This is a genomic window from Microcystis aeruginosa NIES-4325, from assembly GCF_008974145.1.
GTDB lineage: Bacteria > Cyanobacteriota > Cyanobacteriia > Cyanobacteriales > Microcystaceae > Microcystis > Microcystis aeruginosa_G.
This window is the reverse complement of sequence record NZ_BJKP01000056.1, coordinates 1-11,300: the sequence shown is the minus strand read 5'-3', so window position 1 is coordinate 11,300 and position 11,300 is coordinate 1. Positions and strand designations below refer to the sequence as shown.

At 46.7% G+C, this 11,300-nt stretch carries 12 protein-coding genes and 1 pseudogene; 9 read left to right on the top strand and 4 right to left on the bottom strand.

Annotated features, from left to right (window positions below; all coding sequences use genetic code 11):
* The 4 genes and pseudogenes from MiAbW_RS18190 to MiAbW_RS18185 form a co-directional block, all read left to right on the top strand.
* Positions 1–541 (top strand): annotated as a pseudogene (locus MiAbW_RS18190) (transposase); the annotation flags it as partial.
* Positions 542–1,066: 525 nt separating this feature from the next.
* On the top strand, positions 1,067–1,228 hold the full coding sequence (gene pirA, locus MiAbW_RS19660; protein WP_172967396.1) for an arginine synthesis PII-interacting regulator PirA: 162 nt from the start codon (positions 1,067–1,069) through the stop codon (positions 1,226–1,228).
* Positions 1,229–1,382: 154 nt separating this feature from the next.
* Positions 1,383–1,547, top strand: coding sequence for a hypothetical protein (locus MiAbW_RS19655; protein ID WP_172967395.1), 165 nt, complete (start codon positions 1,383–1,385; stop codon positions 1,545–1,547).
* Positions 1,540–1,995, top strand: a complete 456-nt coding sequence (locus MiAbW_RS18185; protein WP_151697241.1) for a GNAT family N-acetyltransferase — start codon at positions 1,540–1,542, stop codon at positions 1,993–1,995. The genes MiAbW_RS19655 and MiAbW_RS18185 overlap by 8 nt, the downstream gene beginning before the upstream one ends.
* A gap of 178 nt (positions 1,996–2,173) precedes the next feature.
* On the opposite strand, the gene MiAbW_RS18180 is transcribed toward MiAbW_RS18185, so the two are convergent.
* The 4 genes from MiAbW_RS18180 to MiAbW_RS18165 form a co-directional block, all read right to left on the bottom strand.
* Positions 2,174–3,394: an efflux RND transporter periplasmic adaptor subunit gene (locus tag MiAbW_RS18180; RefSeq protein ID WP_151697240.1), complete on the bottom strand. Its 1,221-nt coding sequence runs from the start codon at positions 3,392–3,394 to the stop codon at positions 2,174–2,176.
* Positions 3,395–3,437: 43 nt separating this feature from the next.
* On the bottom strand, positions 3,438–3,659 hold the full coding sequence (locus tag MiAbW_RS18175; RefSeq protein WP_002771755.1) for a DUF4327 family protein: 222 nt from the start codon (positions 3,657–3,659) through the stop codon (positions 3,438–3,440).
* A gap of 168 nt (positions 3,660–3,827) precedes the next feature.
* Positions 3,828–4,715, bottom strand: a complete 888-nt coding sequence (gene argB / locus MiAbW_RS18170) for an acetylglutamate kinase (protein ID WP_151697239.1) — start codon at positions 4,713–4,715, stop codon at positions 3,828–3,830.
* Positions 4,716–4,794: 79 nt separating this feature from the next.
* Entirely contained in the window at positions 4,795–6,018 is a 1,224-nt protein-coding gene (locus tag MiAbW_RS18165) for a M20 family metallopeptidase (RefSeq protein ID WP_151697242.1), read from the bottom strand.
* 661 nt (positions 6,019–6,679) lie between these two features.
* On the opposite strand from MiAbW_RS18165, the gene MiAbW_RS18160 reads away from it, so the two are divergent.
* The 5 genes from MiAbW_RS18160 to MiAbW_RS18140 form a co-directional block, all read left to right on the top strand.
* Positions 6,680–7,198, top strand: a complete 519-nt coding sequence (locus tag MiAbW_RS18160; RefSeq protein ID WP_004268967.1) for a phycocyanin subunit beta — start codon at positions 6,680–6,682, stop codon at positions 7,196–7,198.
* A 66-nt stretch (positions 7,199–7,264) separates the two neighbouring features.
* Positions 7,265–7,753: a phycocyanin subunit alpha gene (gene cpcA, locus MiAbW_RS18155; RefSeq protein ID WP_008205508.1), complete on the top strand. Its 489-nt coding sequence runs from the start codon at positions 7,265–7,267 to the stop codon at positions 7,751–7,753.
* Between the two features lie 266 nt (positions 7,754–8,019).
* Positions 8,020–8,898 carry a phycobilisome linker polypeptide gene (locus MiAbW_RS18150; protein ID WP_151697238.1) on the top strand — a complete coding sequence of 293 codons (879 nt, stop codon included), beginning with the start codon at positions 8,020–8,022 and terminating at the stop codon, positions 8,896–8,898.
* Positions 8,899–9,035: 137 nt separating this feature from the next.
* Positions 9,036–10,712: a bifunctional 3,4-dihydroxy-2-butanone-4-phosphate synthase/GTP cyclohydrolase II gene (gene ribBA, locus MiAbW_RS18145; protein ID WP_151697237.1), complete on the top strand. Its 1,677-nt coding sequence runs from the start codon at positions 9,036–9,038 to the stop codon at positions 10,710–10,712.
* A 114-nt stretch (positions 10,713–10,826) separates the two neighbouring features.
* A partial coding sequence (locus tag MiAbW_RS18140) for a Uma2 family endonuclease (RefSeq protein ID WP_151697236.1) occupies positions 10,827–11,300 on the top strand: 474 nt, incomplete at its 3' end.

Sequence of the window (11,300 nt, the reverse complement as noted above, 5' to 3'; positions counted from 1 at the left end):
TCGAAGCTAACAATGATGCAACTCTCGAAGAATTATCGGACTTACTGTATGAAAAGACACAGGTGAAAGTCAGTAGAGCTACCCTAGGGCGGCTTACGCAAAAACTCAATTACAGTTTCAAAAAAAAACACTACACGCGGGGGAAAAAGAAAGTGACAGGGTACAGCAAAAAAGAGTAGAATACTGGTCCCAAGTGCGGGAAATTGAGGCATCAAAACTAATTTTTATCGATGAATCGGGGGTAAATTTAGCCCTTTTGAGACTCTATGCTAGAGCCTTAATTGGCCAAAGAGATCGGGGAAGAAAACCACAAAAAAGAGGGAGAAATATTTCAATAATTAGTGCTATAAGCTTAGAAGAAGTTGTCGCATCAGTCAATATATACGGTGCAGTAGATGCGGTAACATTTGAAGGCTTTATTCTGAAGGAAGTGCTGCCAAAAATTAAAGAAGGAGACTGTCTGAGCATGGATAACGCCAAGATTCATCTCGGAGAAATGGTCAGAGAAATAATCGAACAAGAAAAAGCTAGACTCATCTATAGCGTTTCTCACACCTATGTGGCACAGTTAAACCTTCGTTGATTAAGCTTTTAATCACCAGTAATGTACCTCTTGCAAACAGGAAACGCTATAAACTACTAATTTGCTATAACCAGTCTAGGAGAGCCATTATTTATTCCCCCTTTTGCCGTTCGGCTGAGCGTTCGTGTTAGTGAGCGGCGGTTCGACAAGCGGTTCGACTGAGCGTTCGACAGGCTCACCGTCCGCTCGACTGAGCGTTCGACAAAAGCTCACGCTGAAGTCTCGCCGAACGTCTGAAGTCTCACGGCGAAACTATCTGATCAAATTAGTCCCCCCATAGAACCCTCTTGAGCCATCTTGCGCACTTTTCTCTTTTTGTCAAATTTTATGTTAAGAAAGATGTGACTAATGGATAGGAGGGTCTTCACCCGACATTTTTAATAAATCTTAACTCTAAATTCAGTAACTAAAGATACAGTTTACCAAGGAGAATGTTATTATTTAGATATAAGGTAAGTTAAGTCGCTCAAAAGTCTGTCCATCATGAACAAAAATCGTCAGCAAGTCCTAACACAAGCCGCCGTCGCTCATAGAGAAACACTCCGCAGAAATTTGCAACACCGACTGGAAGTAGCTAGAGCGCAGGGAAATGACGCTTTAGTGCGTCAATTAGAAGCAGAGGCGGCCTATTTGCACCTTCGTTAGATTTAATCGGTGTTGAGTCATAGTCTAGTTGTCGGTTTCTGGTGATCGGTATGCCGGTCACTTTTTTTGGGCGAATTTTTAGGAAAAAAATTGCTGATATCTCCACTGGCAATCCTTAAAATAGAAAGAACAGCAGTTTAGAGATCAAATAATTATGGCTTTTTTTCGGCAATATATCGCTCCGCTCCTGACTATCTTCGTGTTTTTAGTTGCGCTGGTTGCCACCAGCGTCCGGATTTTTCTACCGGCAGATTTAGCGGCACCCGCTCCGATCGAGCCATCCGTGAGCATAATTTTCTATTATCCTTGGCATGGCTAACCTTCCTGAAAATTATCAGCTGCGACTGGGAAAAACCAGCGATCGCTATCTACTAATTAATTTTCTCACCCGCACCTATGAAGAATTTTTTCCCGAACAAAAAAACCTCTCCCATCTAGCTGATACAGTCAGACAGTTTTTTGGCCTCGATACTCCCCTGTGGATCGTCGAAGAACAACAAAAGGCGATCGCTTGTCTCTGGATGGGAAGTGCCGTCGATCAGGTGACAGGCGATCGCTATGGTCATATTTTCTTAATTTACGTCGATCCCCAGCATCGTCGCCAAGGTATCGCCAGCGCACTAATCGATCGAGCTAAGGATTGGGCAAAAAGTCGCGGACAAACCCGCATCGGTTTACAAGTCTTCATCAATAACGACAATGCTCTCAATCTCTACCAAAATCTCGGCTTTCAAACTCGCTCTTTGCTGATGTGGAAAAATATTTAAAAACTGTTAGGAGACAGGAGTGAGGAGTGAGGAGATAGGGTGATAGGGATTTAGGGGTTTAGGGGTTTAGGGAAATTTCAGCCAAATGCTCCACTTCCCCATTTCCCCACACCCCACCCCCTACTGATTGCTGTTTACTGTTTACAGATCACAGCAAAAGCCGCCAACCCCTGAGTAATCAAGGATTACTCAGGACACTGACGCGGACTTTTTCACCATTTTGCAAAGGTTTACTACTATTGACGACGAAACGCTCCCCCGGTTCAAGTCCAGTGAGAATTTCTACTTGACCGTCGAGCGCTTGACCGAGACGAACGGGACGTTTTTCCACTTGCGAGTTAGACTCGGAAAGGACGAAAATGGCTGGGGATTCCCCTTGACTGACAATTGCTGTTTCGGGAACAATCACCTGAGGGGCAGAATTATTATTAAACCGCACCCGGGCTAATAATCCCCCTTTAATTAAACCATCCCCATTGGGTAGAGTAATCTCCACGGGAATCCGCCGGGCCGTGCCTTGGCTGAGGGGGAAAATCCTCGTGATACGACCGGAAAAATTTCTCTCACCGAAAGCATCAAGGCTGACATTAACCGTTTGTCCTAAATTAATCGTTTTTAAATCCAATTCCGATAATAATACTACTACCTTGACCTGCTGAAAATCACCAATTTTGAGGACTTCATCGCCGATACTGACTAAATCCCCTGGCTCTTTCAGTTTTTCGGTAACTATCCCCGTCGCCGGTGATTTAAGAATAGCGTAGGCCTGACGTTGTTGTTCCTGAGCGATGACCGATTTTTGGGCGGCAATTCTGCCGATAATTGCCGCCACCACCTGCTCCTCGACTTTAATTCTCGATCGCCCGCTATTAACGGCTTTTAAAGCTACTGCTGCCGTAGTTTGGGCTGTTTCGGCCTGTTGTAGGGGAATCGCGCCTTCTAGGGCTAATTTTTGCAGGCGATCAGCATCATTTTTGGCCTGTTGGTATTGCAGTTGTAGGCGCTGCACTTCAATTTCAGCGTTACTGACTTCAATTCTCGCCCGAGCTAATTCTGCTTCTAGGGCCGACAGGGCGGCTTTTTCTTGCCGGACAACGGTCGCGAGGAGACGATCATCAACATGAGCGAGGATTTGTCCTAATTGCACCTCATCCCCCACATCAACGAGGAGATTGAGTAACTGCCCGGTGGCTTGCGATCGCAGAGAAACCACTTTCAAAGGTCGGGTAGTTCCCGTGTAATCGAGATTGCCTCCGCTGGTTGCCAGTTTAGCCGTGGTGACGTTGACGGTGGTAGTACGGGCCGCCGGTGGCAGTGGTTGGGTTTCGATCCGGGGAGAACAACTGGCACTTAAGGTTAAGATAACCAGAGCGGAAAGGATAATCGGAGTCGATCCCATGGCGATAGTCCTAGTAGAAAGCCGCTTTTGAGTCGATGGTGGCTTATTCTTCGTCCCAAGCTTCTACCGCTACCACTTCGCTGAGAGGGTCTTGCATAGAGAAACCGAAATCGAGTAACTCTTGCTTCCAGTATGTCCACTCATCTCCGTATAAAAGAGCCAGTTTCCAGATACTATCGCTAGGTTTGACTACTTTTGCATCTATCCACTTGCTAACCTTGCGTTGAAACTTCACCATCGGGTGAGCTACAGCTTGTTTGGTCATAAATTCAATTGCTATGAAAACTTCGGATTTTGCGCTTCCCGACTAAACTAACTCAAGACTAAAACTTTTGCCATTACAAAGGAGCGAGAAGCGCACTTGTTAATTTAGTTGTACACCGGATATCTGGTTTTAGGCAAGTCTTTTTGAGCAAAAGTACGGTAATTACCACTATAGATTAGTATAACCGGAGGCCACAATCATGGAACCGATGCCTCGATCGGTGAAAATTTCCAGTAAAAGAGCGTGGGGAAGACGACCATCGATAATGTGAGCGGCCTGAACTCCTTGGGCTAGCGATCGCACGCAGCAGCCAACTTTGGGAATCATCCCGCCGGCAACGATGCCTTTTTGAATCAACTCCCGGGCCTGTTGGATATCCAATTTAGCCAATAAAGTGGAAGGATCCTGGTAATTCTCTAAAATTCCAGCTGTATCGGTCATCAAAATTAGTTTAGCTGCCCCTAAAGCCGCCGCTATTTCTCCGGCTACCGTATCGGCATTGATATTATGAGCTTGGCCAGTTTCATCGGCGGCCACACTGGAAATCACGGGAATATAGCCACTATTGACCAAGGATTCGACGACGCTAGTATCGACACTGCTGACTTCTCCAACAAAACCAATGCCCTCTTTACCGACGGGACGGGCGGTGATCAGATTACCATCCTTCCCGCATAATCCTACTGCTTTACCGCCAGCTTGATTGATCAGGGCAACAATTTCTTTATTGACGCGCCCCACCAGCACCATTTCTACCACATCCATGGTGGCGGCATCGGTGACGCGTAAACCGTCTTTAAATTGGGGTTCAATACCTAATTTATCCAGCCAACTATTGATTTCTGGACCGCCGCCGTGGACAATAACGGGACAAACCCCCACACAGGAGAGAAAAACGATATCTCGCATGACCGTGTCTTTGATAGCGCTGTTATTCATGGCCGCGCCACCGTATTTAACCACTACGGTACGACCGCGAAATTCTTGAATATAGGGTAGGGCTTCGCTGAGGATTTTCACCCGTTGGGCATCGTTTTCGTGGGTATTATTGTTCATGGGTTTTTTTACTTGTCTGATTCAGTGACCAGTTTAGCGGTTTCGGGTTTGATAAAAACTGTTCACCTTGAACGGATTTCTAGAAAGTCTTCGAGTTACAGAATTTTTCGACGCAACGGACAAAAATCTCGACTCCCATCCCTAAGACTGATTCATCAAAATCAAAGCGGGGATGATGATGGGGATAGGCTAATCCTAATTCGGGATTGGCAGACCCCAAGAAGAAATAACAGCCCGGTACTTCCTGTAAAAAGAAGGACATATCTTCCCCTCCCATGGTTTGACATTCGGGAACGATTCCGGCTGGGGTTTCCACCACTTGTGCGGCGATTGAGCGCACTAATTCCGCCATCCGATCATGATTGATTACCGGGGGATACAATTGCCAGTAATCGAATTGATAACTAGCCCCCTGACTTTGACAGATGCCCGCGATAATTTCTTCCATCCGTTGTCGGAAATAGCCCCCTAACTGGGGATTGAAATAGCGCACCGTCCCACTGAGATTAGCACTATCGGCGATCACGTTTCTAGCGGTTCCCGCCACTAATTTACCCACAGTCACTACGGCGGCATCAAGGGGGTTAAGGTTGCGGGCGACGATAGTTTGCATGGCGTTGACGATTTGGGCCGCCACCAGTAGTGAATCGACGGTTTGATGGGGAATTGCCCCGTGGCCGCCCCGGCCTTGAATCTGGAGATCGAAACATTCCACCGCTGCCATTAAGGCCCCATTTTTCACGCCCACTGTCCCTAAAGGCAGATTATTCCAGAGATGTAGCCCGATAATTCCATCCACGTCGGGATTTTTCAGCACTCCCGCTTCGATCATCGGTTTCGCCCCCCCCGGCCCCTCTTCGGCGGGTTGGAAAATAATTTTTACGATACCCTTGACATCGTGACAGTTTTGTGCTAGGTAAACTGCTGTGCCGAGTGCGATCGCTGTGTGACCATCGTGACCACAGGCGTGCATTTGGCCTGGATGTTGGGAACGATAGGGGACTTGGTTGTCTTCGGCGATCGGTAGTGCATCCATATCGGCCCGCAGGGCCAAAACTGGCCCCGGTTGACTGCCTTCGATGGTGGCGACAATTCCGGTGCCGGCGATGCCAGTTTGATGGTCAATTCCGTATTTAGTCAGGGTTTGACTGATTAAGGAGGCGGTGAGATGTTCTTGAAACCCTAGTTCTGGTTTTTGGTGTATTTGTCGACGCCAGTGGACCAATTGCGGCTGCAGGCAACGAATAGCAAGGCGAATTTGAGCGCAATTTAAGCTATTGGGAACGGGAAACGAGGAAATCATCAGGTTCAGGCGGCTAGATTTTTTGATCACCATTTTCTAGTTTAACGTCAGGAGGCGGTCGGCAGGAGGCGGTCGGCAGCAGACAGGGTTTTAGGGTGTTAGGGTTTTAGGGTGTTAGTTGGAATTCCCCCAGTTCCCCACTCCCCACACCCCAAACGCTTCTTTACAAAACTTCATCGTGATTTCAGTGCTGGAAAGGGCAATCCTTGCGTAATAGGGGAAGGGAAAGCGGAGAAATATTAAAAAAAACTTAAATTTCTTGTCTTGCTGCCCTTTATACCCTTAAAGCCTTGCTGTCTCTGATGTCCAGACGGTGAGAGGCTTTGAGCTATGTCAGGAATTGATAACAAACTTGATCGAGTTATTGTTAAGTGACTGTTACAAAAAGACAGCAAAAAACTTAATAAGATGTAACAAACAAAGTTTCGACAGCAGTGTATAAATTTAATTTGAGGGGCCAAGATAACAGACAAAAGTTAAGCTGGATACTTGTTTAACCTCCTTAAGTGGTTTATGAGAGAGCCATGAAGTTTTTTCAGGTTTCTTGAAGTAAATCGCAACAATCACGGTCAAGGCTCGTCCCGACTCATCGTGAAATCCCTTAAGAGGGAAAACCTTTTAATTGCAAGCAAATTCCATTTAAATTTAGGAGATTGTCACAATGTTTGACGCATTCACCCGGGTAGTATCCCAAGCTGATGCTCGTGGCGAATATTTAAGCTCTTCGCAACTAGACGCTCTCAGCGCCATGGTTGCCGACAGCAACAAACGGATGGACTCCGTTAACCGGATCACCAGTAACGCTTCCACCATCGTTGCCAACGCCGCTCGTAGCCTGTTCGCTGAACAGCCCCAACTGATCACCCCCGGTGGTAATGCCTACACCAGCCGTCGTATGGCCGCTTGCCTACGCGACATGGAAATCATCTTGCGCTATGTTACCTACGCCACCTTCGCTGGCGACGGCAGTGTTCTCGATGATCGTTGCTTAAATGGTCTTCGCGAAACCTATGTAGCTTTAGGAGTACCTGGAGCTTCCGTAGCTGCTGGCGTAAGCAAAATGAAAGAAGCTGCTTTGTCCATCGCTAACGATCGCAACGGTGTCACCCCCGGCGATTGCAGTGCTTTAATGTCTGAAATTGCCAGCTACTTCGACCGCGCCGCCGCTGCTGTCGCCTAGTCCCCAGGGCTAGTCTCAATTAAACCGTAGGAAACTTATTGCAAGATTATTGGGAGATACCAAACAATGAAAACCCCCCTTACCGAAGCCGTAGCAGCCGCTGATTCTCAAGGCCGTTTCTTAAGCAGCACCGAAATCCAAGTAGCTTTCGGTCGTTTTCGTCAAGCTTCTGCTAGCCTCACCGCTGCTAAAGCTTTAACCGAAAAAGCTAGTTCTTTGATCTCCGGTGCCGCTCAAGCCGTGTACAACAAGTACCCCTACACCACCCAAATGCAAGGGGCTAACTTTGCGGCAGACCAACGCGGTAAAGACAAATGCGCTCGTGACATCGGTTACTACCTCCGCATGGTGACCTACTGCTTAGTTGCTGGTGGAACCGGTCCGATGGACGAGTACCTCATCGCTGGTATCGACGAAATCAACCGCACCTTCGACCTGTCTCCTAGCTGGTACATCGAAGCTCTCAAATACATCAAAGCCAACCATGGTTTAAGTGGCGACCCTGCGGTGGAAGCCAACTCCTATATCGACTACGCTATCAACGCTCTCAGCTAGTCCAATCGAAAAAACTGCTGGTCTGGAAAGACAGGAGGTTGTTAGCAAAAGGGTTAGCAATCACCTGTTCTTCCAGACCTTGTTATATCCATAACTAGCTTGATGGCGGCCCCAAGACTGGGATTTGAACCCGACAAAGGTTCCCCCCGCTTCGAATGACGCTCCACCGAGCCAGAAATCAACCGTCAGGCGGCCAGGTAATCGAACTGATCCTCCCCTAGTTTTGAGCGGTCAGAAAATGATCATTTTTTTGTAGGAGAACTTTAGTGGCAATTACTACCTCAGCTTCCCGTTTAGGGACAACCGCTTTTAGCGAGGTTGCTCCCGTGGAATTACGTCCCGATTGGTCCCGTGACGACGCACAGGCGGTTATTCGCGCCGTCTATCGTCAGGTGCTAGGCAATGACTATATCATGCGTTCCGAGCGCCTTACCAGTGCCGAATCCTTACTCTGCAACGGTTCGATCACCGTGCGGGAATTCGTCCGCGCCGTGGCCAAATCGGAACTGTATAAGAACAAATTCTTCTACGGTAACTTCCAAACCCGCGTCATCGAACTTAATATCAAACATCTTTTAGGTCGCGCTCCCTACGATGAGTCGGAAGTGGTCTATCACCTCGATCTCTATGAAAACAAAGGATTCGAGGCCGATATCGACTCCTATATCGATTCCGCCGAATATACGGAAAACTTCGGCGATAGCATCGTTCCCTACTATCGTGGTTTTGCCACCCAACCCGGTCAAAAAACCGTGGGATTTACCCGGATGTTCCAACTCTATCGCGGTTATGCCAACAGCGATCGCTCTCAGATTGCTGGCAAAACTTCCCGTTTAGCGGTGGAATTAGCCCAAAATGGTGCTTCGGCAGTAGTCGGTCCCTCCGGTGGCAGCGATGGTTGGGCCTATCGTCCCTCTGGTCAACGCAACACCCCCAGTAAAGCTCTTGGTGGTAGTGTGGCCTATGGTGATGTGGGTAAGCTCTATCGCGTGGAAATTGCCGCTATTAGCAAACCGGGTTATCCCCGTGTCCGTCGCAGTAGCAAAGCGGTTATTGTCCCCTTTGAACAGTTAAATAACACCCTGCAACAGATCAACCGTCTCGGTGGCAAAGTTGCCAGCATCACCCCCGCTAGTTTGAACTAATTTTCTAGCTTAAGATAGCTAAAAGTTCCCCCGGCAGCCATCAGGTTGACTGGGGGACTTCTTTCTAGGGAACTTGTAGAAATTGACCCTCAGCAGATCGAGCAAACCTGTAGAATGAAAATAGTTCTATCGTTTTAATGCCTGTGACTGTCACTTCCATCGCTTTTGACTCTATCGATACTGCCTTAGCGGAAATCAAAGCCGGACGGGCTATTGTAGTAGTTGATGATGAGAATCGCGAAAATGAAGGAGATCTAATCTGTGCAGCCCAATTTGCCACCCCCGATCTGATTAACTTCATGGCAGTGCAAGCTCGCGGTTTAATCTGTCTGGCAATGACGGGAGAGCGTCTTGATGCTCTCGAATTGCCTTTGATGGTGACAAAAAACACCGATAGCAATCAAACCGCTTTTACTGTTAGCATCGATGCTGCTCCCCATTTAGGGGTTAAAACTGGCATTTCGGCAGAAGATCGGGCGAAAACCGTGCAAGTTGCCCTTAATCCGGTCACTCGTCCCGACGATCTCACCCGTCCCGGTCATGTCTTCCCGATTCGTGCTAAAGCCGGTGGAGTCTTAAAACGTGCCGGTCATACGGAGGCAGCCGTGGATCTAGCTCGATTAGCCGGGTTGTATCCGGCGGGAGTTATCTGTGAGATCCAAAATCCCGACGGTTCCATGGCCCGTTTACCGCAACTATTTGAATACGCTCGTCAACATAATCTCAAGTTAATTAGCATTGCCGATCTGATCAGTTATCGCTTAAAACACGATCGCTTTGTCCATCGGGAAACAGTCTGTGATTTTCCCAGTCAATTCGGCACTTTTCAGCTTTATGCCTACCGAAATTTATTAGATCAAACCGAACATATCGCTATTGTGAAAGGCGATCCCGCTCTCTTTGGTGATCAACCTGTAATGGTACGAATGCACTCAGAATGCCTGACTGGGGATGCTTTGGGATCCTTGCGTTGCGATTGTCGGCAACAGTTACAAAGTGCCCTAAAAATGATTGAAAACAACGGTTTAGGGGTGGTAGTTTACCTGCGACAGGAAGGAAGGGGAATTGGCTTAATTAATAAGCTAAAAGCCTATTCTTTACAGGATATGGGACTAGATACGGTGGAAGCTAACGAAAGGTTAGGATTTCCCGCCGATTTACGCGATTACGGCATGGGAGCGCAAATGCTCAACGATTTGGGGGTGAGAAATATTCGTTTAATTACCAATAATCCCCGTAAAATTGCTGGATTAAAAGGCTATGGTTTGGAAATAGTCGAGCGAGTACCTTTGCTGATCGAGGCTAATGATTATAATTCCAATTATCTGGCCACAAAAGCGGAAAAGTTAGGACATCTATTCTTACAAACCTATCTAGTCACCATCGCTCTCAGTTGGGGGGAAAATCCGCCATCAATTTCGCAAAGATATCATCAATTAGAGAAATTACGGCAGTTAAGTCGCGCTAATCAATTATCTCTCCAAGAAGAAACCCGACCGGTAGCTAATGCCCTTTTTGATCGCGCCCCTTTGATCGTACATTTAGGTTTAGATATTCGTCAGGGTGTCAGCAGTAATTGGTATAAAAATCCTTCTCATCCCTACCTTTTGGTTATTGACAAGATATTAAATGATGTTAAAGATTGGTCGGAAATTCAACGCTTAGAATTTTTAATTTCCGACGGAGACGATTCGATGACGGGATTACAAATGAAACTCGATCGTCAAAAAATGTCCGATGAAGATTTCTCACAATTACCACAATTAGCTACCCAAATTATCTACAGTTTTACTCGTGATTCAGCCAAAAATTAGTTTTCTATGACCGTACTTTTGCCTCTTGCCTCTTGCCTGATCTCAACAAGCAATTTAAATATTTAACAGCGTAACAGTTATAATTAAACAAAGCTAGTGTAACGGGGAAAAACTATGACAACTCTCGACATTTTACCGGAAGTTACCTGTCCCCCCACCGATTTATGGAGTGATGAACCACCTTTGGAAAGTGATTTACATCTGCAACAAATTACAATTCTGATCGGTTGTTTAGAAAGGTTATGGCAAGAAAGAAGTAATTACTATGCTTCGGGCAATCTTACCATCTACTATAACGAAGAACAACTAAAAAAACGTGATTTTTGTGGTCCTGATTTTTTTGTAGTCTTGGATACGGAAAAACATCCGCGTAAAAGTTGGGTAGTCTGGGGGGAAGGGGGTAAATATCCCAATGTGATCGTGGAAATTCTCTCCCCATCCACCGCTAATATCGATCGCAATAAAAAGAAAATTCTCTATCAAAATACTTTTCGTACTCCTAATTATTTTTGGTTCGATCCTAATACCTTAGAATTACAAGGATTTAGACTAATTGAGGGACAATATCAAGCCATTTCTGCCAATGAA

Coding starts and splice junctions, on each gene's coding strand:
- MiAbW_RS19655 (WP_172967395.1), top strand. CDS start 1,383: ATGGCTTTTTTTCGGCAATATATCGCTCCGCTCCTGACTATCTTCGTG.
- MiAbW_RS18165 (WP_151697242.1), bottom strand. CDS start 6,018: ATGATTTCCTCGTTTCCCGTTCCCAATAGCTTAAATTGCGCTCAAATT.
- ribBA (WP_151697237.1), top strand. CDS start 9,036: ATGCCTGTGACTGTCACTTCCATCGCTTTTGACTCTATCGATACTGCC.
- MiAbW_RS18175 (WP_002771755.1), bottom strand. CDS start 3,659: ATGACCAAACAAGCTGTAGCTCACCCGATGGTGAAGTTTCAACGCAAG.
- argB (WP_151697239.1), bottom strand. CDS start 4,715: ATGAACAATAATACCCACGAAAACGATGCCCAACGGGTGAAAATCCTC.
- MiAbW_RS18180 (WP_151697240.1), bottom strand. CDS start 3,394: ATGGGATCGACTCCGATTATCCTTTCCGCTCTGGTTATCTTAACCTTA.
- pirA (WP_172967396.1), top strand. CDS start 1,067: ATGAACAAAAATCGTCAGCAAGTCCTAACACAAGCCGCCGTCGCTCAT.
- MiAbW_RS18185 (WP_151697241.1), top strand. CDS start 1,540: ATGGCTAACCTTCCTGAAAATTATCAGCTGCGACTGGGAAAAACCAGC.
- cpcA (WP_008205508.1), top strand. CDS start 7,265: ATGAAAACCCCCCTTACCGAAGCCGTAGCAGCCGCTGATTCTCAAGGC.
- MiAbW_RS18160 (WP_004268967.1), top strand. CDS start 6,680: ATGTTTGACGCATTCACCCGGGTAGTATCCCAAGCTGATGCTCGTGGC.